This window comes from Anaerotruncus sp. AF02-27 (genome assembly GCF_003465835.1).
GTDB lineage: Bacteria > Bacillota > Clostridia > Oscillospirales > Ruminococcaceae > Anaerotruncus > Anaerotruncus rubiinfantis.
Genome location: NZ_QSBX01000002.1, coordinates 276,320 through 296,850, shown reverse-complemented (window position 1 = coordinate 296,850; position 20,531 = coordinate 276,320). Strand labels below are relative to the sequence as shown.

At 56.0% G+C, this 20,531-nt stretch carries 19 protein-coding genes; 13 read left to right on the top strand and 6 right to left on the bottom strand.

Annotated elements, in window-relative coordinates; translation table 11 throughout:
- The first annotated feature begins 96 nt into the window (after positions 1–96).
- Genes DWV16_RS03510 through DWV16_RS03500 form a run of 3 tightly spaced genes read left to right on the top strand, consistent with a single transcriptional unit; the run spans position 97 to position 3,965 of the window.
- Entirely contained in the window at positions 97–1,641 is a 1,545-nt protein-coding gene (locus DWV16_RS03510) for a spore germination protein (RefSeq protein ID WP_066459163.1), read from the top strand.
- 3 nt (positions 1,642–1,644) lie between these two features.
- Positions 1,645–2,721, top strand: coding sequence for a GerAB/ArcD/ProY family transporter (locus tag DWV16_RS03505; protein ID WP_066459164.1), 1,077 nt, complete (start codon positions 1,645–1,647; stop codon positions 2,719–2,721).
- Positions 2,718–3,965, top strand: coding sequence for a Ger(x)C family spore germination protein (locus DWV16_RS03500; RefSeq protein WP_118477791.1), 1,248 nt, complete (start codon positions 2,718–2,720; stop codon positions 3,963–3,965). Before DWV16_RS03505 ends, DWV16_RS03500 begins: the two co-directional genes overlap by 4 nt.
- Before the next feature lie 61 nt (positions 3,966–4,026).
- Here the strand turns inward: DWV16_RS03500 and DWV16_RS03495 are convergent, their stop codons facing one another.
- Positions 4,027–4,371, bottom strand: coding sequence for a hypothetical protein (locus DWV16_RS03495; protein WP_066459168.1), 345 nt, complete (start codon positions 4,369–4,371; stop codon positions 4,027–4,029).
- Positions 4,372–4,597: 226 nt separating this feature from the next.
- Between DWV16_RS03495 and spoIVB the strand changes: the two genes are divergently transcribed.
- The 3 genes from spoIVB to DWV16_RS03480 all read left to right on the top strand — a co-directional run bounded on the left by spoIVB (position 4,598) and on the right by DWV16_RS03480 (position 8,430).
- Entirely contained in the window at positions 4,598–5,818 is a 1,221-nt protein-coding gene (gene spoIVB, locus DWV16_RS03490; protein WP_066459170.1) for a SpoIVB peptidase, read from the top strand.
- 131 nt (positions 5,819–5,949) lie between these two features.
- Positions 5,950–6,729: a sporulation transcription factor Spo0A gene (gene spo0A, locus DWV16_RS03485; protein ID WP_118477790.1), complete on the top strand. Its 780-nt coding sequence runs from the start codon at positions 5,950–5,952 to the stop codon at positions 6,727–6,729.
- Between the two features lie 84 nt (positions 6,730–6,813).
- Positions 6,814–8,430: an amidohydrolase gene (locus DWV16_RS03480; protein ID WP_066460437.1), complete on the top strand. Its 1,617-nt coding sequence runs from the start codon at positions 6,814–6,816 to the stop codon at positions 8,428–8,430.
- A 93-nt stretch (positions 8,431–8,523) separates the two neighbouring features.
- On the opposite strand, the gene DWV16_RS03475 is transcribed toward DWV16_RS03480, so the two are convergent.
- Entirely contained in the window at positions 8,524–9,471 is a 948-nt protein-coding gene (locus tag DWV16_RS03475; protein ID WP_118477789.1) for a hypothetical protein, read from the bottom strand.
- Positions 9,472–9,692: 221 nt separating this feature from the next.
- Here DWV16_RS03475 and DWV16_RS03470 point away from each other — a divergent pair, with 221 nt between their 5' ends.
- The gene (locus DWV16_RS03470; RefSeq protein WP_079988276.1) at positions 9,693–9,863 is read left to right on the top strand and encodes a DUF1540 domain-containing protein; all 171 of its coding nucleotides are present in this window, start codon (positions 9,693–9,695) and stop codon (positions 9,861–9,863) included.
- 48 nt (positions 9,864–9,911) lie between these two features.
- On the opposite strand, the gene DWV16_RS03465 is transcribed toward DWV16_RS03470, so the two are convergent.
- Complete coding sequence (locus DWV16_RS03465; protein WP_066459176.1) at positions 9,912–10,769, bottom strand: endonuclease/exonuclease/phosphatase family protein; 858 nt, start codon at positions 10,767–10,769, stop codon at positions 9,912–9,914.
- Positions 10,770–10,997: 228 nt separating this feature from the next.
- On the opposite strand from DWV16_RS03465, the gene DWV16_RS03460 reads away from it, so the two are divergent.
- The 6 genes from DWV16_RS03460 to DWV16_RS03435 all read left to right on the top strand — a co-directional run bounded on the left by DWV16_RS03460 (position 10,998) and on the right by DWV16_RS03435 (position 16,972).
- Positions 10,998–11,972 carry an aldo/keto reductase gene (locus tag DWV16_RS03460; RefSeq protein WP_118477788.1) on the top strand — a complete coding sequence of 325 codons (975 nt, stop codon included), beginning with the start codon at positions 10,998–11,000 and terminating at the stop codon, positions 11,970–11,972.
- Position 11,973: 1 nt separating this feature from the next.
- Complete coding sequence (locus DWV16_RS03455) at positions 11,974–12,315, top strand: Smr/MutS family protein (RefSeq protein WP_118477787.1); 342 nt, start codon at positions 11,974–11,976, stop codon at positions 12,313–12,315.
- Positions 12,312–13,454: a DUF3810 domain-containing protein gene (locus DWV16_RS03450; RefSeq protein WP_118477786.1), complete on the top strand. Its 1,143-nt coding sequence runs from the start codon at positions 12,312–12,314 to the stop codon at positions 13,452–13,454. Before DWV16_RS03455 ends, DWV16_RS03450 begins: the two co-directional genes overlap by 4 nt.
- A 147-nt stretch (positions 13,455–13,601) precedes the next feature.
- Positions 13,602–15,074 carry an IMP dehydrogenase gene (gene guaB, locus DWV16_RS03445; protein ID WP_066459184.1) on the top strand — a complete coding sequence of 491 codons (1,473 nt, stop codon included), beginning with the start codon at positions 13,602–13,604 and terminating at the stop codon, positions 15,072–15,074.
- 120 nt (positions 15,075–15,194) lie between these two features.
- Entirely contained in the window at positions 15,195–15,974 is a 780-nt protein-coding gene (locus DWV16_RS03440; RefSeq protein WP_158572766.1) for an NAD(P)-binding domain-containing protein, read from the top strand.
- Between the two features lie 11 nt (positions 15,975–15,985).
- Complete coding sequence (locus DWV16_RS03435) at positions 15,986–16,972, top strand: diaminopimelate dehydrogenase (RefSeq protein ID WP_066459187.1); 987 nt, start codon at positions 15,986–15,988, stop codon at positions 16,970–16,972.
- A 46-nt stretch (positions 16,973–17,018) separates the two neighbouring features.
- Here the strand turns inward: DWV16_RS03435 and DWV16_RS03430 are convergent, their stop codons facing one another.
- From DWV16_RS03430 to DWV16_RS03420, 3 genes are all read right to left on the bottom strand, one after another.
- Positions 17,019–18,164, bottom strand: a complete 1,146-nt coding sequence (locus DWV16_RS03430) for an alanine--tRNA ligase-related protein (RefSeq protein ID WP_118477784.1) — start codon at positions 18,162–18,164, stop codon at positions 17,019–17,021.
- 178 nt (positions 18,165–18,342) lie between these two features.
- Positions 18,343–19,089: a glycerophosphodiester phosphodiesterase family protein gene (locus DWV16_RS03425; protein WP_158572765.1), complete on the bottom strand. Its 747-nt coding sequence runs from the start codon at positions 19,087–19,089 to the stop codon at positions 18,343–18,345.
- 168 nt (positions 19,090–19,257) lie between these two features.
- On the bottom strand, positions 19,258–20,466 hold the full coding sequence (locus DWV16_RS03420; RefSeq protein ID WP_066459191.1) for an MFS transporter: 1,209 nt from the start codon (positions 20,464–20,466) through the stop codon (positions 19,258–19,260).
- Between the last annotated feature and the right edge of the window lie 65 nt (positions 20,467–20,531).

Below are 20,531 nucleotides of genomic sequence, written 5' to 3'. Positions count from 1 at the left end.
AAAAAATAGTGTGACCCGCCGGTACGCGGATATTCCGGCGGATGGATTGGCAATAATAATGTAAACAGCGACTTTCTATGATTGTGAGGACTGCAGATGTTTCAGAAATGGAAAAACCTGTTTGCGCCGCCGCAGGCATATATTCCGCCGCAGGCAAACGATGCGCTCGAGAAAAAGCTGGAATCCAGCCTGCTCGAGAGGTTGATCGACGTGCGCGCGATGTTCCCGGATTCGGGTGATCTTGTCATCCATGAGCTCGAGGTGTGCGGCGTGCCGTGCGCAATGCTGATGTGCGAAGGCATGGTTTCAACCGCGACCTTTTCCAAAATCTTTGCCCTGCCGCTGACCACCGTAAAGCTGGAAAACCCGTCGCCGCAGGCGGTTTTTGAATGGGTGCGCCGCCAGTCGCTGATGGCGCCCGACCAGAAGGAAATCCATACCTATGCCGAACTGTTCCGGTTTATGATGTCCGGCTTTGTCGTGCTGCTCATTGACGGGATCGAAGCCGGTTCGGTTTTCGGCATTCAGGGCTTTTCCGGCCGCTCGGTGGGCGAGCCGACGAGCGAGGTCAATGTGCGCGGCAGCCAGGAGGGCTTCATCGAGATGCTGCGCCCAAACATGTCGCTTTTGCGGCGCAGGATCAAATCGCCCGACCTCATTTTCGACATGTTCGAACTCGGCACCAAAAGCCGTACCGACTGCATGCTGGTCTATCTGAAGGATATGGTTTCGCCCGCGCTTTTGCGGGAGGTGAAATACCGGCTTTCCAAGGTGAAGATCGATGTGGTGCTCGAAACCGGCTATATCCAGCCGTTTTTGGACGACAAACCGCTCTCGCTTTTTTCGGGCGTCGGCTATACCGAACGGCCGGATACCCTCTGTGCGAAGGTCGCGGAGGGCAGAATCGGAATCCTGATGGATGGCACGCCCTATGCGCTTATTGTTCCATACCTCTTCAATGAGAATTTTCAGAGCGCCGACGACTATTCCCACCGGCCGTATTTCGCCACTTTCATCCGCTGGCTTAAATATGCGGCATTTTTCTTTTCGATCCTCCTGCCAGGGCTTTATGTCGGGGTCGGCACCTTCCATCCGGAGCTTCTGCCCGACACGCTGCTCATGAGCCTGGTCGCCAGCGAGGAATCAACCCCGTTCCCATTGATGATCGAAGCCCTGGTCATTTTTTTCATCTATGAGATCATGCGGGAAGCGGGGCTTCGCATGCCGCGCGCGGTCGGCCATGCGGTGAGCATTGTGGGCGCGCTGGTCATCGGGGACGCGGCCGTAACCGCGGGTATCATCGGTTCGCCGATGGTGATGGTCGTGGCAATCACTGCGATCAGCTCGTTTGTTGTGCCATCCCTTTACGAACCGGTCACCATCCTTCGCTTCGCTTTTATCCTTATTGGTGGGCTGACCGGGCTTTTTGGAATCGCGCTCGGCATGTGCGCGGTGCTGGTGAATCTGTGCGCGGTGAATCCGCTTGGCGTGCCTGCCACAGCGCCCGCCACACCGTTTTCACTCTATTCGATGCGGGATGTGCTCTTTCGTTGGAGCTGGCGGACACTTGCCAGGGAGGATCTGCGCGTACAGGACCTGGCCGGGAGCGACATCCGGGATGACAAGGCAAAGGAGGAATAGTATTTGCAGGGAAAGATCCGTGATATTTCCGGCGCACAGCTTGTGATGCTGCTGTTTGTGAGCAGGCTTTTCACACTGTTCACCTTTATCCCGAAATCCGGGCAGGCGGTCTCCGGTTCCACCGCGCTGCTCACCATCCTGCTGGCCGCCGCGGCAACCCTTCTTCTCATATTGCCATACCTCTGGCTTTGCAGGAAAGGAGGACAGGATATACTGGCCGCCGCATTTTCGGCCAGCCGCTTTTACGGCGTGCTGGTCAGCGCCTGCTACGGCACCTTTTGCATTCTCATGGCAGGATATACAGCGAGCCACTTTGAATTCTTCATGACCAGCACAGTCTATCAAAACGCCCCGCCGTGGATCTTCCTTCTGTGCCTCATCCCGGCCGCGGCCTACGCCGCCCGGCTGGGACTGGAGGCGTTTTCACGATTCGGCGTGTTTGTCTTTATCCTGATGCTGGCGGTCATTGCGCTGATCTGCGGCGCGCTTATCCCGGAGATGGATCTTGTGAACGTGGTCAGCCCGTTTCTGGAGGGAGAGGAAGCGGTTTTTTCGGGTACCATGCAGGCGGTCACCGCCAATGCCGAAGCCGTCGTCTTTATCCTGTTATGCTCCCGCGCCGGGAAAGGAAGTGGAAAGACTTTTATCTGGTATGTCGTTCTGGCGGCCATTTTCTATGAGATTTTATCCTTTTCGGTGCTGGCCGCGTTGGGCGACTATGCCAAAACCCGTCTTTTCCCGCTCTATACTGCCGCGACAGTGGCTCAGATTTCGGTATTTGGACGGCTTGATATCCTGCATATCGCCATGTGGGTGTGCGTGGCGTTTCTGCGCGCGGCTGCCTATCTCTATTGCGCGCTCGTCTGCCTGCGCAGGATTTTTCATAAGCTTCCGTACGCGGCCGCGGCGGCCATCGTAGCAGTGGGGGCAGGGGGATTGGCCTTTTTCACCTCAACCGACATGCGGTATCTGAATGAAGCGGGCAGGCTGTTGATGAACGGGGTTCCGTTCGGCGTTCTTGTGGTCCTGATCCCGCTGATCACGGCGCTGTTTTTAAAAAAAGGGGGGAAATCCGTATGAAACGGGCACTGCTCATTACCCTGCTCCTGACAGCGCTGCTGACTGGCTGCATGAACAGTGTACGGCTTAATGACCGCGGTGTGGTCGAAGCGGTTGCGGTCGACCGTACGGAGGAAGGCTTATATACCGCGGTTCTCCAGCTGGCCGGTCAGACACAGGATGGGGATAAACCGCCGGCCTCGTCCGAATTGCTTCAGGAGGGCGGCGGGACGCTGACCGACCTTTTCAGCCGGGCTGCGGTCAAACGCGGAAAATCGCTGTTTTTTGGAAGCTGCCGGCTGATCCTCATCGGGGAGGATGCCGCCCGTGAAGGAGTCAATGAGGTTCTGGACTTCTTCAATGCAAACCATCAGATCACTCCGGCGGTGACGGTTGCGGTTGTGAAGGACAAGGCGGAAAACCTGCTGATGGCGCAGGAAAAGGACCCCGCGCTCACGGCGGACCGGATTCTGGACATCATCCAAAACGCGCGGCAGAACGGCTTTGCACCGGAAAGCCGGCTGATGGATCTGGTCGGCGCGATCCACAGCGACTATTCCTCCGGGACGCTCGCATTGGTGGAGCTCAGCGGGGAAACAGCTGCTGCGTCCTCCTCCGAAGCGCAAGGCGGCTCCTCCCGGGAGGACCCCTCCAAAGCACAGGAGACATTTCTTCCAAATGGGGAAAAAACGGATACGCCAGATACAAAATCGGACCAAAAGGAAAGCGGCAAGCCGGAAATCCAGCTTGCCGGTTCGGCGGTATTCTCAGGCGACCGCCTGGTCCATTTGCTGAATCCACAGCAGACCCGCGGGCTTGCATGGGTGAAGGGAAAAATCAAGAATACCGCGCTTTCGGTTGCCGATGAAAACCTTGGTATTGTCGCGGCGGTGACCAACCGTGTAAAAGCGCGGGTAATTCCGGAACGAATGGGGGATACCCTTGTATTTCACATTGCGGTGGAGGTGCATTCCGGCGCGTATGAAACGGTGCTCAATACCGGTGACCGAATGACGGCGGAACAGAAACGGTACGCCGCCGCGCTGCAGGCACGGGACATCCGCCGGGAAATTGAAAGCGCGATCCATGCCACCCAGGGACAGGGATACGACCCGCTCGGGCTCACCCAACTGGTGAAGCAGCGTCTGCCGGAATACTATCAGGAGCATGCTTCGGACTGGGAAACGGTGTTTACTGGGTGTGGCTATAATGTTGTGGTTGGCTGTGAAATCGACCGTTCCGGCGTGGACAACAAGCTCCTATAGGAAGTGCGCGCTTTCCGCCGGGGAAAGCGCGCACTTTTTAGAATCTTTATTTTGAAAAATTTCAGGGATGCAGCCCAATAATTCGGAAGGGTTTGTGGGTCTGTATACAGTAATTGAGCGTATAGGCTGTGCCGCGCGAGTGATGGTCCCAAAAGGCGAGCACCAGGTCGGCGTAATCGACGATCTTCTGATTGCGGATGAGCGGGGCCAGTTTGCCGTTCGCGCCGTAATCGGGCGCGAATATGGTGATAGGCAGGTCAAGGGCCCGCGCCGCTTGTTCCGCGATCGTATCAATTCCGGCGGCGCCGCCGCTCACCAGCTCGGATGTATTCTGCGGGATATGGGGGATCATGCCATCCACCGTAAACCCGCCGGCTTCGCGTGAACCGACAATTGCAACCCGCATCACTTCACCGCCCCATTTTTTATAAATAAATTATAGCACAGAAAAGAAAGATCTTCCAGACAGGCAAAGAAAAATCCTCCATGGCAATGCGCATGGGTGTTTCACGCCGAAATTTTTCGATCGCCAAAAAGTCTTGCAGTTATTCCCCGAAATAATCAGATTACACGGTGGAAGATTAAATGCGTACAAAAAAATTTTTTGAATGAGCAAGTAGGGGGATAATCCAATGAGAAAGCAATATCAACGATTTGCCGGCGCGTTGTCTCTGGCAATTGTCGCCGTGCAGTCGATCGCACTTTATACGCAGGCAATCCTGCCGGATCACTATTATGTGGTCGCGGGCGAAACCCTGAGCATCAATTCCACGCTTCCGATCAAAACTTCATCGAGCGGCGGAAGCCTGCCTGTGGAAGCATATTCCTCACCGGGCAACAGTTATAATGTGGATCTCAAGCTTCCGTATGGCATCGAAGTCAAACAGGTACAGGTCCAGGTGGTCGACCGGGAGATGGTGGTCCCCGGCGGAAATCCATTCGGCATCAAGATGTTTACCGAAGGCGTGCTGGTTGTGGGGATGAGCGATATCGCAAGCGGTGGGACATCCTCCAACCCAGCGAAAGCGGCTGGCCTCAAGGTGGGGGACATCATCAAATCAATCGACGGGCGGGCGGTACAGACAAATGAAGATGTTGGAGCGATCGTCTCCTCTTGCGCGGGCAATCCGGTCAAAGTTTCCTTTGAGCGGGCCGGGACAGAGATGAGCTGCTTTTTAAATCCGGTTCAGAGCGACGATGGGACCTACAGGGCGGGCATTTGGGTACGCGACTCCTCCGCCGGCATTGGTACCATGACCTATTATAACCCGATTAACCATGTTTTTGCAGGGCTTGGACACGCGATCTGCGATGTGGATACAGGGGATATCATGCCGTTGCATTCGGGAGAAATCGTGGATGTGAATATCACGGGAGTGCATCGCGGCGAGAGCGGCCTGCCGGGCGAACTGCGCGGGAGTTTTTCCGGACAGAAGAAAGGCGAGCTGCTCATCAATTCTCAGGTTGGAATTTTCGGTGTTGGGACGGATATTCCGTCGCATTCCGAGGCAATTCCGCTGGCTATGAGATACGAAGTGACAGAAGGTCCGGCGACCATCTGGTGCACACTTGACGATGGGGACCCCAAAGAGTATACGATTAATATAGAAAAAGTTAGCATCGCGGAAAATAATCCGACAAAAAATATGGTAATTCGCGTGGTTGACCCAGAACTTTTAACCAAAACCGGTGGAATCGTTCAGGGGATGAGCGGAAGCCCAATTGTGCAAAATAACAAGTTAGTGGGTGCGGTTACGCATGTTTTCGTCAACGATCCGACTCGAGGGTACGGGATATTTGCCGAAAATATGGATAAAATGTCGAAAAATGTCGAAAATACACCAAAAAAATAACGCAAAACTAACCAATTTTATGGTGAAAAATACGTTGAAATTTTGGAGGAAAATTTGTGGAAAGATGTTGAAAAGATTAAGATAAAGTGCTAAGATAGCATTCAGGGAGACGACAAGATGGAGGAAAAAAGATGAAGGAACATGCAAAAGTTCTGATTGTTGAAGGAGGAGGCGATTATTGCAGTAAATGCGCATCTTTGCTGAAGGGTTACGGTTTTGAAACCGTCATTGCCCCTCGCGATGGTCTCGCTGTTGCGCAGCTGATTGGTGAAACCCTTCCGCGCGTTGTCCTGATGGATATCTTCATGCCAAGGCTTGACGCTATCGGCGTAATGAATTCGGTCAGGGAAATGGAGCTGGCTGTCGAACCCCGCTTTATGATCACTTCGTCTTTCAGCAGCCCGATGCTTGAGCAGGAGATTATGACTGCCGGCGCCTGTTACTTTTTCCTGATGCCTTTCGACGTGGACATCATGGTCGAGCGCATCATGAAACTGGCCGGACTTCCCGCGGGCGCAGGAAAGACGATCGGTGAACGCGAGGCAAAAGGCGAACCGGACCTGGAACTGATGGTGACGGAGATTATCCATCAGATTGGCGTTCCGGCGCATATCAAGGGCTATCATTATGTGCGGGAATCGATCATGCTGGCGGTCAAACAGCCTGAGATCATCAACTCGGTGACAAAGCTTCTTTATCCGACCGTTGCGAAAAAGTTTGATACCACACCCTCCCGTGTAGAGCGCGCGATCCGGCACGCAATCGAGGTTGCATGGGACCGGGGCGATGTGGACACATTGAACAGTTATTTTGGTTATACCATCCACAACGGAAGAGGCAAGCCGACCAACTCTGAATTTGTCGCAATGATTGCCGATAAGCTGCGGCTGCGGCTGAAAAACGCAAACTGAATGCTGAAATTATTTTACATCCTCCGCTTTGCCGGTTTTCCCGGTGAAGCGGAGTTCCAATTTTCGGGGAAGAAAGGGAGATTCATGAAAAAAACCATCTATTATAATGGCGATATTCTGACCATGGAGCCGGGCGGCATGCCGGACGCGGTGCTGACCGAAGATGGTGTCATCCGCGCTGTTGGCACCAGGGAAGCGCTGTTTGCCAGAAGCGGCCGGGACACCGCCCTCTGCGATTTGCAGGGGCATACGCTGCTCCCCGCCTTCATCGATCCGCACAGTCACATCACAGCTTACGCAAAGACGGTTTCGCTCGTCTCGCTCGAAGGCTGTAAAAGCTTTGAGGAGATTGCGGAGCGGATCTGCCGCTTCCAAAATGAAAACAATTTGCGTAAAGGGGAATGGATCAGCGGATTTGGCTACGACCAGAACGACCTCAAAGAGGGCCGCCATCCGGATAAGACCTTGCTGGATCAGGCATGCGGAGAACATCCGGTGCTGATTTCGCACGCATCCGGGCATATGGGCGTCGCGAATACATTGGCGCTGCATGAAATCGGCGTGACAGCACAGACGCCCGACCCGCAGGGCGGCCACATCGGCCGGCTGCCGGATGGAAGAGAACCGGACGGATATTTGGAGGAAACCGCCTTCACCGGTATCAAAGGACTCCCGCAGCCAACCCTGGAAGAGCAGTGCAGCCAGATGCGCCGTGCGCAGGATGCGTATCTGCGTTATGGTATCACAACGGTGCAGGACGGACTGACCCGCGCGGACGAGTGGCGGCTTTTAAAGCTTATGGCAGGACAAAACGCCTTGAAACTTGACATTGTGAGCTATATCGACCTGAACCTGTGCAAAAATCTGGTGCGGGAAAATCCACAATTTGTAAACCGGTATCAGAACCGCCTGAAGATCGGGGGCTACAAGGTTTTCCTGGACGGTTCGCCGCAGGGGCGCACCGCTTGGATGAGCCGGCCATATGAGGGCTCAGATGACGGTGATTACCGGGGCTATCCGGTCTATCAGGATGGGCAGATGCGGGAGTTTATGCGCATTGCCGAATCGGAAGGCCTGCAGATCCTGGCGCACTGCAACGGCGACGCGGCGGCGCAGCAGATGATCGACGCCTACGCACAGGCGCACGCGCAGCGGCAGCGCGACATCCGCCCGGTGATGATCCACGCGCAGCTTGTCCGTCCAGACCAGCTCACGGCCATGCGGCGGCTTTCGATGACTGCTTCGTTTTTTGCGGCGCACACCTGGTACTGGGGCGACACGCATCTCAAAAATTTTGGCCGCGAGCGGGGCGCGAGGATCAGTCCGGCTGGCTCTGCCCTGCGGTCCGGAGTGAACTTTACCTTTCATCAGGATACGCCGGTTGTGCCGCCGGATATGCTTTTTACCATCTGGTGCGCGGTTAACCGGGTGACGAAAGACGGTGAAAAACTATCGCAGGCGGAATGCATCACTCCGTATGAAGCGCTGGAAGCGGTCACGGTCAATGCCGCATGGCAATATTTTGAGGAGGATGCAAAGGGTTCGATCAGAGCGGGCAAGCGTGCGGATCTCGTGATCCTGGACAGAAACCCGCTGCGGGTGAACCCCATGGAAATCAGGAACATCCAAGTGCTCCGGACCATCAAGGACGGGGAAACGGTATACGAAAAAACAGGCAGCGAAAAAGCGGCCGTCTTATAAGACGGCCGCCCGATTTTATTGCAATGGCCACAGCTTAGGCATATGGCCCATTTAGGCATATGGCCCATTTTTATACAAAGCGATAAAAGATACTCAAACGCCTTTCTTGTAGCCGGTCACGCGCAGTGACTGCCGGTCCCGCCCGGTCAGCACATAAGTATCCTGCGGGAAAGAGTGGAAGTTCGAATTGACATATTCACGCACCTCGGAAATGGAGCAGTTTTCACTGCTTTCCCATGAACCGTCCGGTGTGGACCAGGAACCGCGGAACTCCCAGAAGGAGAGGCGAATGATCTTGGCTGTGTAGCTGTCCCCAATGCGCTTCCACTCGACAACCACCGGGTAATCGGTCGAAAGCGCGGCGGTAGGGCCCTCCAGATAGTAGAGGTCGATTTCGGCGTTGTAACGGATACGCAGCCCGTCCGCGCGCGGCAGTTCATAGGAATCGCCGAAAAGTTCCGCGGCTTTGGCACGGACGTCCTCGCCGTAGGAGAGCAGGCTGAGCTCCTGTCCGCCCTCGTACCGCTCCACAAAGAATTTTTTTATTTCATTTTCGGTCGATACGTTTGCGAACGCATCTGAATACAGGTCGATATGCGGCGCTTGGGAAGCGGCAATTTCGATAAGGATAGCGGGATCAAGCTCCAAAATATCTGTGAAATTGGTATCGAAAATCAGGGCGTTATGGTAATCCCGGTATTTATAGATGGCGGCGGCAAGATCGTAGGGAACGTCGCGGACGTCGCTGCCCATGTGGTCGGTATAAAACTGCGCGCCCATCGAACAATAATTCTGCAGCTCGGCAGCGCGGTAACTGTAGTTTTCAAGGGGAAGGCGCGCCGCTGGGTCGACCGAAACGGTGCTGGAGGCATCCGGAAGCTGGGCCGCTCCGGAGGATTCCTGGGAGGGGGAAACGCCCGAGCCAGGCTTATCCGAAGTTTCAGAGCCCTCCCGCGCGGTACAGCCGGCCAAAACAGACAGGGCGGCTGCCGCGCACAGCAAAGCCACGAGAACGCCCGCTGCCAGTAAAAATTTTTTCATACAAAGACTCCTAACAGAAACTTTACGGGGATATTATAACATTGGCGGTAAATCGCATCAACCCATAGTTTGCGACTAGTTTTTAGCCAATTTGTAAACGATGCGAAATGAGGAATCTCCGCTTATAATCCATGTAAACCAGGGTAAACTATCATTGACGTAAACCGCTGTTTGCGTCCCCGTTTGCGATACGCATAAAACTTGTTAAGGAGGCGTCTTTTATGGACAACTGCAAAGCGAACCACAGCATCGAATGCACCGTTCAGCAGTGTGCCAACCACTGCTCCAGCGCGGACTACTGCTCCCTGAACTGCGTCAAGATCGGTACCCATGAGAATAACCCGACCGTGGACCAGTGCACCGACTGCAAATCCTTCATCCGCAAGAACTGATTTACAGGCTCGAAAACAGCCGGCGACTACGGTCGCCGGCTGTTTTGTTTATGCGGTTTGGCTGTTGTCCCGGGGCTTTTTTTTGAGACGCAGGGTAGCCAGCAGAGGATAGTGATCGGAAGGATACCGTCCGTCAATGGGGTCGGTGAATATCCGCGAATCGATCACTTCAAAATCATCCGAGACAAAGATATAATCGATCGGGCAGGCGCCGGGCTTCACTTTCCCGCTGAAGTTGTGAAGCGTATTGGAAAGCGAGGCGGGGTCAAAACTCTGGTAGACGTCGGTGAGATGCAGGTCGGGATAATATTCTGAGATGCGTTCCCGCAGCATGCGTACCGGCCTGCTGTTCGGCTTGCAGTTAAAATCTCCCATCAGAACGGTGGGCATGGGGCTTTCCTGGTTATACTTTTCCATATAGTCGAGGATTACCTTAATGCCGAGCGTGCGGGCGAAACCGCAGACGTGGTCGAGATGGGTGTTGAACACCCGGATGGTGCAGCCGACATTTTTGACATAGACTTCGGCCACGGTGCAGATACGCGGAAACACCGCGTAATAAGCCCGGCTGAGCTGCTCCGGATTTTTGGAAAGCCAGAAGGTCTTGCAGAGGTTGACCTTGGCGTCTTCATTTTTCACGATGATATCGCTATGTTCGTCATTTTTGGGCTTACGGCCGGAGAACCGCCCGAAGCCGAGGATGCTGTAGCCTGAGAGCAGGCTGCGGACATCTTCGCGCATGCTGGGAAGAAGCTCCTGCACACCGATGATGGTCGCGCCGCTGTCCCGAATGAACTGCGCGGCCAGTGCGCGCCGTTCCATCCACCGGTGCGAATGGTTGAAAGCAAATCCAAAATCCCGTTTCAGATTAAAGGATATGACTCGGATCAGATCGCTGTCGTTCATACGCTCACCTTTTTTTAAATTCTTTATAGTCTAGTGTACCACCTCGCGGCCAAAATTTCAATGCCGGGAAATGTGAATCCTTTGTAAATGAACTGCAAACATCTGGAAATTTCCGGACCAGGATTTTTAACAGTTGGGACAAAATCCTTCGCTTGTAAATCCTGATCACCGGCTTTATAATAAAAAAGAGACAAACCGGAACCACATTCATTTTTTGGAGGGCTGCATATGAAATTCCTGGACGTCCAGGCGGCGGACGGCGTTATCCGTATGGCGAAAATCGTCAAAGGGGCGGATCATTTTGGGGAGAGTATCTCCGAGGAAACTGCCTTTGCGCTGATGGACCGTTATGTTGCGCTCGGCGGGAATTCCATCGACGTCGCACGTATTTACGGGAAGATACGCTGCGGCGACATGGAAGGGGCCTATGCCCACAGTGAAGGGGTTGTCGGCCGCTGGATGAAGGCGCGCGGCAACCGCGACAAGATCGTGCTGATCACCAAGGGTGCGCATCACAATATGAATCATCCCGCCGAGAAGCGGGTTACGCCGGAGTGTATCCGCAGCGATTTGGAAACCAGCCTGAAGGAGCTCGGCGTCGGCCATGTGGATATCTACTTCCTGCACCGGGATGATCCCACCAAACCGGTCGGCCCGATTATCGACTGCCTGGATGAGCTGGTCAAAGCGGGAAAGATCCGCGCTGCCGGCGCGTCGAACTGGACCGCGGCGCGCATCGACGAAGCGAACGCTTACGCGAAAGCCCACGGCAAAACACCGTTTGCTGTTTCGCAGATCCAGTGGAGCATTGCCAGAACCACCCCGGAACTCTGGGGAGACCCGTCGCTGGTCACCATGAATGAAGCCGAATATGCGGCTTACCAGAAGAACCAAATTCCCGTGATGGCCTATGCGTCCCAGAGCGCGGGTTATTTTTCCAAGCTTTCCGCGGGGCAGGAGCTGAAACCGCGCGTGGCGCTGCGGTTCGACAGCCCCGAGAACCGGGAGCGGTTCGAGCAGGTGATGGCGCTGTGCGCCCGCACAGGAAAAACGGCCGCGCAGATCAGTTTGGCCTATATCCTTTCAAATCCGCTGCCTGCGGCGGCAATCGTCGGCTGTTCAACGGTGGAGCAGCTCGAAGACAGCATGGCGGGCATGGACTTTGCCCTCGACGCAAAAACCTGCATGGAGCTGGTGGAGTAGCATGTCTATCCTGACTGTCAACCTGGAGAGCGGAATGCCCACCGTCGACACGGCAATCTCCCGCATGAGCCAGGCAATCCGCTCTGCGAAAGCACAGCGTCTCGCTGCGGTCAAGCTGATCCACGGTTATGGCTCGAGCGGTTCGGGCGGAAGGATCAAGGCGGAAGTCCACCGCCGTCTTTCCGCGATGAAAAATACCGGTATGGTGAAAGAATTCGTGTCAGGCGAGGATTTTTCTCCATTTGATGCGGCTGCGAGGCGCGCTATCGGCCTCTGTCCGGAACTTTCCCGCGATCGGGACTATTCCCGCTGTAACCACGGGATTACGGTGGTGGTCCTATGAATGAGACGAAGTTACATATATATAACCCCATCTTTTCCTTTTTAAAACGCTGGTGGCTGCTCCTGCCGGGGCCGGTGGGCATCTGCCTGGTGCTTCTCGCGCGGCAGAGCCCCGAAATGACCGAGAAACTCTATTCCAGCGGGATCTATCCTTGGATGGTGCGCGTTTGGGGCGGGCTTACGTCGCTTCTGCCGTTTTCGCTCATTGAGCTTCTTATCTGCCTGATGATCCTTGGGGTGTTCGCGCTGCTTTTTCTGGTGATCCGCAGCCTGATCAAACGGGAGAGAAAAACAGATGCGCCGCCCGCCCGGATCGGCCTGCTCATCGGGCGGATGGCAAAGCTTTTGAGCTGTATTCTGTTCGCTTTTATCATCCTCTGCGGCCTCAACTATTACCGGCCGGAGTTCACCGCTTTCAGCGGCCTTGATGTGCGCGATTCCCCGGTGCAGGAACTGGCGGCGCTCTGTTCCGAACTTGCCGGCCGCGCGAATGAGCTGCGCGCGCAGATGCCGGAGGACGAAAACGGCGTGATGCGGCTGGAAACGGGGTATTATGCCACGGCGCGGGAAGCGCGCGCATCGTTTGGGAAGCTTTCGGAGGATTACAGCGTTCTGCCTGACCTGCCGATCAACCCAAAGCCGGTGATGAACAGTTGGTGGATGTCGCTGACTCAGATCACCGGGGTGTTTTCGCCGTACACCTACGAGGCGAATGTCAATATCGCGGCTCCGGACTACACCATCCCGGCGACCATCTGCCATGAACTGGCGCACACGCGTGGATTCATGCGCGAGGATGAAGCAAACTTCATCGGTTATCTCGCCTGTGAAAAAAGCGGAGATCCGCAGTTTACCTACAGTGGCGTGATGCTGGCGCTGGTGCATTCGATCAACCGGCTTTACAGCGTCGATTACAACGCCTTCTGCCAGGTGAACGATACCCTTTCGGATGGCGTACGGCGGGATTTCGCTTACAACAACACCTACTGGGAAAAGCATGAAGGCCCGGTGGCGGCCGTTTCCGAGGCGGTGAACGACACCTATCTCAAGGTGAACAACCAGCAGGATGGCACCCAGAGTTATGGCCGGATGGTCGATCTGCTGCTGGCGGATTACCGGGCGCGCCATGCGGAGGGTTAGTCATACTACTGCGCGTTTCATGTCGAGCGTTTTAGAAAATAACACAAATTTTGTCAATAAAGACTATTGATTGTGCACACAGGAAATGCTATGATAGTAAAAATAAATTTGAGGCGAAAACGCGACGTGAAATGGATTGGAGGACGTATGTTAAATACAAACGTGACAGAGAAGTTTACCAAAGAAGGGCTGACCTTTGACGATGTGCTGCTGGTTCCGGCGCGTTCGGATGTGGTGCCCGCCGATGTGGACATCTCCACCGACCTTGTGAAGGGAATCCGGCTGAACGCGCCGTTCCTCACCTCGGCAATGGACACGGTCACCAAATCGAAGATGGCGATTGCGATTGCCCGTGAAGGCGGCATCGGCGTCATCCATAAGAATATGAGCATCGAAGAGCAGGCGGATGAAATCAACACCGTCAAGCGCTCCGAAAACGGCGTTATCGCCAATCCGTTTTACCTTTCGCCCGAGCATCTGGTTTACGATGCGGACGAGATCATGGGAAAATATAAAATTTCCGGCGTCCCGATCTGTGAAAACGGCAAGCTCGTCGGGATTCTCACCAACCGTGACCTGCGTTTTCTGGAGGATTACGGCCTGAAGATCAAGGAGGTCATGACCAAGGAAAACCTGGTCACCGCGCCGGTGGGAACCACCTTGGACGAAGCCCGCCAGATTCTGCGCAAGCACAAAATCGAAAAGCTGCCGCTGGTGGATGACGATTTCTGCCTGCGCGGGCTCATCACCATCAAAGATATTGAAAAAGCGGTTCAGTATCCGAACTCCGCCCGCGACAAGGATGGGCGTCTGTTGGTCGGCGCGGCCATCGGCATCACCCATGATTTCATGGATCGGGTGGACGAACTTGTCAAGGCTTCGGTTGATGTGCTTGTGCTCGATTCGGCGCACGGCCACAACATCATGATTTTTGATACCCTCAAACAGATCAAGGCAAAATATCCGAACATTCCGGTCATCGCGGGCAACGTTGCAACAGCCCGCGCCACCGAGGATCTCATCAACGCGGGTGCCGACGCGATCAAGGTCGGCATCGGCCCGGGATCGATCTGCACCACCCGTGTGGTCGCCGGCATCGGCGTGCCGCAGCTCACCGCGGTTTACGACGCGGCCTGCGCTGCGGCCAGGTACGGCATTCCGGTCATCGCGGACGGCGGTATCAAATATTCGGGCGATGTGGTCAAGGCGCTGGCGGCGGGAGCCTCCACCGTTATGCTCGGATCGCTGCTCGCGGGCTGTGCCGAAAGCCCGGGAGACATCGAGATCTACCAGGGCAGGAGCTTCAAGGTTTACCGCGGCATGGGTTCGCTCGCCGCGATGAACGAGGGCTCTGGCGACCGCTATTTCCAAGAGGACAAGAAAAAATTTGTCCCCGAAGGCGTCGAAGGCCGCGTGCCATACAAGGGACCTGTTTCGGATACAATTTACCAGCTGGTCGGCGGCTTGCGCGCTGGTATGGGCTATACTGGATGCGCGAATATCCTTGAGATGCACGAGAAGGCGCAGTTCATCAAAATCACCGGCGCCGGCCTTAAGGAGAGTCATCCGCACGACATCTATATCACAAAAGAAGCTCCGAACTATTCGATCAACCCGTAAGAGGGCTTATGGCGAAGCCAAAAGCCGCCGCAAATTTTTTGCGGCGGCTTTTTCCGGTCTTTTCGGCGGCTGGAAAATCTGTTATACTGAATACATATGGATAAAAGGGGGGCAAATGGGATGAATGTGGGGATCATCGGGCTTTCCCGTGACGGGAAAGCCGTGGCGGAGCATCTGCTCGGCAAGACCGCGTGCAACCTGTTTGCCTACGATCCGGACGGCCGCGCCCTGCCGGACGGCCTGCGGATGCTGCCGACGGCGGCGGAGCTTATTGACCGGTGCGGCAGGGTAATCCTCGCGCTCGAATCGCCGCGGGAGCTGACCCTGCTTTTAAATAGCGTGGCGGAATACATCCGGGAGGGGAAGATCTTTATCGACCTGACCGACACAAGCCCGGCGCTGGCACATATGATTGCCAATGAGATGCGCAGGCGCGGAGCGCTTTATCTCGACTGCGGCGTGTTTGGACGGGACGGGCTGGCAGATGATTTTCTCTGTTTCGCGGGCGGCAGCAGCAGGGCCTTTGCCGAAGCGCAGCCGCTCATCCGCTGTTTCGCGCCCGGTTGCCGCTATATGGGGCCATCTGGACGCGGCCGCGCGATGCGGCTGCTGTGCCGGTCGCTTGCGGCGCAGCTGCGGCGATCGGTCGGGGAGACCGGTGAATTGGCCGCGTCGTTCGGCATTGGGGAAGAATATCTGCTCGAGTGCCTTTCCGGCTTTGAGCGGATCGCTGACCCGTTGGCTGTCCTGCGCGGGGAACAGCCGCCGATGCCGGATGCTTTACTGGCGAAGGATGTGCGGCTGGTCGCGGAGATGGCGCGTCGGGCAGGCTTGGAATTGGGCGGCCTTCGATCGGCGGAAGAAGCATACAAATCCATGGACCCCATGGAATACAGATAGGGAGGAACTATATGGAAAACAAAATTCGGATTGGCATTGTGGGTTATGGCAACCTTGGACGCGGCGTTGAGCTTGCCGTCACGAAAAACCCGGACATGGAACTGACTGCGGTGTTCACCAGGCGCGACCCGTCGCAGGTGAAGCTTGCGGTAACAGGCGTCAAGGCGCTGCATGTGGATGACGCGGCGTCGATGCGGGATAAAATTGACGTAATGATCCTCTGCGGCGGTTCGGCAACCGACCTGCCGGAACAGGGCCCGCGGTTTGCAAGGGATTTTTGCACGATTGACAGCTTCGATACCCATGCGAAAATTCCGGAATATTTCGCGGCGGTGGACGCGGCGGCCAAGGAAGGTAATCACATTTCCATTATTTCGGTGGGCTGGGATCCGGGCCTTTTCTCCTTGAACCGCATCTATGCGGAATCGATCCTGCCGGACGGCGACACCTATACCTTCTGGGGACGCGGTGTCAGCCAGGGCCATTCGGATGCAATCCGCCGGGTGAAAGGGGTCAAAAATGCCGTTCAGTATACCGTCCCGGTTCCGGAAGCGATCGAAGCGGTCCGTTCCGGTTCGCGCCCCTCGCTTTCCACCCGGCAGAAGCACACCCGCGAATGCTTTGTGGTTGCGCAGGAAGGCGCTGACCTTGCGCGGATTGAAGCGGAGATCAAGGAGATGCCTAACTACTTCGCGGATTATGACACCAGCGTGACTTTTATCACCGAGGAAGAACTCCAGCGCGATCATGCAGGCATCCCGCACGGCGGCTTTGTGATGCGTTCAGGTGAGAGCAAAAGCGGCACCCGCCAGCTGATCGAATATTCACTCACTCTCGATTCGAACCCAGAATTCACCTCGAGTGTGCTCGTGGCCTATGCCCGCGCGGCCTTTCGGCTCGCGCAAAAGGGTGAGTCCGGCGCGCGAAGCGTGTTTGATATCGCACCCGCGCTGCTTTCTCCGAAAAACGGGGAGGAGCTGCGCAGGACGCTGCTTTAACCGGAAAAGGAAAGGCGTCTCCCAATAGAATCGGGAGACGCCTTTTTTATGTCCGAAGAAAGGATTCGATCGCTTCCCCGCGGCCTTGCAGGGAACCCTGCGCCAGCACGGCGGTGCCGCCTCCGCGGCCGGAGAAAGCTCCGTTCAATTTTTTGCAGAGCACGCGCACGTCCTGCGATTTTGAACCGAGCGCATATTTCCATCCGTCTGTTTCATTTCCGGACAGGACCGCGGCAAACCCGCCGCAGCGCTCAGAAAGGATCAGACAGAATCTGCGCAGTTCACCAGGCGTACAGTTTTCTTCAAAAACAACCAGATTTTCCGGTCCGGCCAGGCGGTCCGCCTTCAGCATGAAAAGCTGCTCCTGCAAAGCGGAGAACTCCTGTTTGCGCGCGGAAAGCTCGTCCGAAAGACGCACGACCGCATCGTAGGCTTCCGCGGGCTTTACCGAAAGCATGGCCGCGATGCGCGAAACGGTGGAGAGTTTCTCCTCGTAATCATTTACGGCGCGTTCACCGCAGAGTAGCCAGACGCGCAGGCCCCCTTTGTAGCGTTGAGAGGAGATCAGCTTGAGAATTCCAACCTCGCCGGTTCTGGCGCAATGCGTGCCGCAACAGGCGCAGATGTCGCTGCCCGGGATGGTCACGATACGCACCCTGCCAGAGAGCTCTTTTTTACTGCGGTAAGGCAGAGTTTCCAATTCCGTCGGAGAGGGATAGGAAACCTCTACGGGGAGGTCCGCGTAGATGGACTCATTGGCAAGCAGTTCCGCTTTGCGGAGCTGTTCGGCATTCAGCTCGCCATTTAAATCAATCGTGACTGCATCGTGTCCCATGTGAAAGCCGACATTATCAAGCCCGTAGAGCCGGTGCAGAATTCCGGAAACGATGTGTTCTCCGGTGTGATGCTGCATAAAACCGAAACGCCGCGCCCAGTCGATTTCACCTGTCACAAGATCGCCAGGCGTAAGCGGCCCGTCGGTATAATGGACGATCTCGCCGTCCTTTTCATGTACGCCGCACACCCTGACGCCGCCAAGCGTGCCGGTGTCGGATGGCTGTCCACCACCTTCAGGGTAGAAGGCAGTGCGGTCGAGCGTGACCGCGTAACCGCCCTCGCGCGGCGCGCAGCCGGTCACCGCGGCAGTGAAGGTTTTGCAGTAAGCATCCTGATAGAAAAGCTTTTCGGTCATGTCATTGATCATCCTTTGTTTGAATGTTTTTGGCGAGGGATTATTGCGCTTTGGGACGGCAGCGCCGCGGGCACGAATTTTCCTACGCATAAAGTGAATTGGCCATCGGGCAGGAAGCCGGAGCACCGGCGTATCTGCCTGGCCATAAGCCCGTGGTATAATAGCCGCTCTGCGGCTATTATACCACGGGATGCAAGGGCGTTTTTTCGTAAAGTTCCCGCGTGTAAGCGGGACGGTCAGTAATAACCGCCTGCACGCCTTTGCGGCGGGCGAAGAGCAGATCGCGGTCATCTTCGACCGCCCAGGTGTGCAGCGCGATGCCATATCGTTTGCAGTCCTCGGTAAAGCCGGGTTCCTCCAGCGCGTAGACCGGCGGATGCAGCGCATTCGCCGCAAGACGCAATGCAAACTGCTGCGCGTCAATCCAGCCGCCGATATAAAGAAATCCAATTTGGGCCTGCGGATCCTGTTCCCGCAGCCCCATCAGCGTGTATGGATTAAAAGAAGAATAGAATACGCGGCCGCGCATGCCCATCTGCCGTTCGAGTGCAATGAGTGTTTGCTCAAAGGCGGGATATGTGGTAAGACCACTTTTGACCTCCACGTTTATGATTAAACCAGTTGGATTTATAAGCTCGTAAACTTCCGCAAGCGCCGGGATACGGGCGATCCCGTAACCGGGGATTGGATTCGACACATCCAGCCGTTTGAGCTGTGCGAGTGTCCGGTCGTGCACCAACCCGATTTCACCGCTGACCCGCTCAAGGGTGCTGTCGTGAATGACGACGGGGATTCCATCCGCGCTCAGATGTACGTCCAGTTCGATTCCATCGGCCCCTTCACGAACAGCCTGTTCAAACGCTTCCATGGTATTTTCAGGCGCTTTTGAGGACGCGCCTCGATGTGCCCAGATTTGAGTAGCCATCGTTTGCCTCCGCTCATGATGTAATCCTGCCATTCTATGCGGACACGGCGCGTGAGGTGCGCCGGGCTGCCCCGCGGTCCCGGGTGGGACCGCGCAGGCGGCTGAGACGCCCGTAAATATTGGCCCCGGGTAAAAGGCATTTTACCCGGGGCCAATATCAGGGCAGCCCTATTGGTCGCAGTTGCGCACCGAAGGGACAAAGATGCACAGAACGCCGCTTGCGAGGACAACGATTCCAGCAAGTAAAAACCAGTTTTCAAGGCCGATGATTTCCGCAGTCGCGCCGGAAAGCGCCAGGCCGAGCGGTGTGGCGAGGGTCAGGATGCTTGTGGAAAGGGACATCACCCGGCCGAGATATTCCGGCTCCACCTTTTCCTGAAAAAGCGCGATCGAAACACCCGAGAAAAATGGACAGGCGAAGCCCATGACAGCCGAAAGAAAGGCGAAAATGACAAATCCGGACGGCGGAAGCAGCCCGGTGAGCACAAGCGCCACCCCCATGAGGAAGATCGAACCGATAATTGAAACGATTTTTCGGGAAAAGCCTCCCCACGCGCCGAGCAGGATCGAACCAGCCATCATCCCGACCGAAAAGACGATCTCCGCAATGCTTGCGTGGGTGGCAGTCCCGCCAAAATAATCCATCGAGAGCAGCGGGTAGAGCGCGCCGGCCGGGGAGAATGCCAGGAAGAAAAGCGCGCTCACAAGCAGAAGCCCGTAAAGCCCCTTATGCGAACGCAGGACGCGCAGGCCATCGAGCGCTTCCCGGATGATATGGGGCCGTTCGGTATGCCGCATCTCCAGTTTGGGGATGGTGCAGACGGCAAGAGAACCCATGCCGACCAGCGCGCCGAGCACGTCGAGAAAGACGATCGCTTCCAGATCCCACGCCGCATAAAGCATCGCGGCCAGCGCGGGCCCGATAATCATCGATACGGACTGCAGGGTCTGCGAGTACCCCGCGCATCGGGTGAGCTGATCCGCGGGGACGAGCAGCGGGGTGACGGCGGAGAGCGACGGCGCATGGAATGCCGAACCGGCCGACCGGATAAATAGGACAAGCAGGAAGAGCCAGAGCGGCAGGTCGGCGAAGATCCCGACAATCACGATCGCAAGGCAGGCCATAGCGATACAGAAGTCGGAGGTGAGCATGATCTTTTTGCGGTCCCACCGGTCGACCAGAACGCCGGCGAATGGCCCGAGCAGCCCCTGCGGCAGAAAACCGAGCAGGTAACCGACTGAGAGGACCATGGGAGAGCGGGTGGTATCGGTGAGATAGAGGACGATCGCGAACTGCACGATCGAGCTGGTCAGCAGAGAGACGGCCTGCCCCGACCAGATGGTGAAAAAGGTGCGTTTCCAGTGTGTCTGGTTCATAAAACTCCTTTGCGGGCGCAAAAAAAGCGCAAACGATTCCCATGCGGGCCCGCTTACGCATACCG

Bases quoted from the DNA above. Each gene is read 5' to 3' on its own strand.
- DWV16_RS03470 (WP_079988276.1), top strand. From the start codon at position 9,693: ATGGACAACTGCAAAGCGAACCACAGCATCGAATGCACCGTTCAGCAG.
- DWV16_RS03480 (WP_066460437.1), top strand. From the start codon at position 6,814: ATGAAAAAAACCATCTATTATAATGGCGATATTCTGACCATGGAGCCG.
- DWV16_RS03465 (WP_066459176.1), bottom strand. From the start codon at position 10,769: ATGAACGACAGCGATCTGATCCGAGTCATATCCTTTAATCTGAAACGG.
- DWV16_RS03430 (WP_118477784.1), bottom strand. From the start codon at position 18,164: ATGACCGAAAAGCTTTTCTATCAGGATGCTTACTGCAAAACCTTCACT.
- spoIVB (WP_066459170.1), top strand. From the start codon at position 4,598: ATGAGAAAGCAATATCAACGATTTGCCGGCGCGTTGTCTCTGGCAATT.
- DWV16_RS03425 (WP_158572765.1), bottom strand. From the start codon at position 19,089: ATGGCTACTCAAATCTGGGCACATCGAGGCGCGTCCTCAAAAGCGCCT.
- DWV16_RS03475 (WP_118477789.1), bottom strand. From the start codon at position 9,471: ATGAAAAAATTTTTACTGGCAGCGGGCGTTCTCGTGGCTTTGCTGTGC.
- guaB (WP_066459184.1), top strand. From the start codon at position 13,602: ATGTTAAATACAAACGTGACAGAGAAGTTTACCAAAGAAGGGCTGACC.
- DWV16_RS03435 (WP_066459187.1), top strand. From the start codon at position 15,986: ATGGAAAACAAAATTCGGATTGGCATTGTGGGTTATGGCAACCTTGGA.
- DWV16_RS03500 (WP_118477791.1), top strand. From the start codon at position 2,718: ATGAAACGGGCACTGCTCATTACCCTGCTCCTGACAGCGCTGCTGACT.
- DWV16_RS03455 (WP_118477787.1), top strand. From the start codon at position 11,974: ATGTCTATCCTGACTGTCAACCTGGAGAGCGGAATGCCCACCGTCGAC.
- DWV16_RS03510 (WP_066459163.1), top strand. From the start codon at position 97: ATGTTTCAGAAATGGAAAAACCTGTTTGCGCCGCCGCAGGCATATATT.
- spo0A (WP_118477790.1), top strand. From the start codon at position 5,950: ATGAAGGAACATGCAAAAGTTCTGATTGTTGAAGGAGGAGGCGATTAT.
- DWV16_RS03450 (WP_118477786.1), top strand. From the start codon at position 12,312: ATGAATGAGACGAAGTTACATATATATAACCCCATCTTTTCCTTTTTA.
- DWV16_RS03495 (WP_066459168.1), bottom strand. From the start codon at position 4,371: ATGCGGGTTGCAATTGTCGGTTCACGCGAAGCCGGCGGGTTTACGGTG.
- DWV16_RS03420 (WP_066459191.1), bottom strand. From the start codon at position 20,466: ATGAACCAGACACACTGGAAACGCACCTTTTTCACCATCTGGTCGGGG.
- DWV16_RS03440 (WP_158572766.1), top strand. From the start codon at position 15,195: ATGAATGTGGGGATCATCGGGCTTTCCCGTGACGGGAAAGCCGTGGCG.
- DWV16_RS03460 (WP_118477788.1), top strand. From the start codon at position 10,998: ATGAAATTCCTGGACGTCCAGGCGGCGGACGGCGTTATCCGTATGGCG.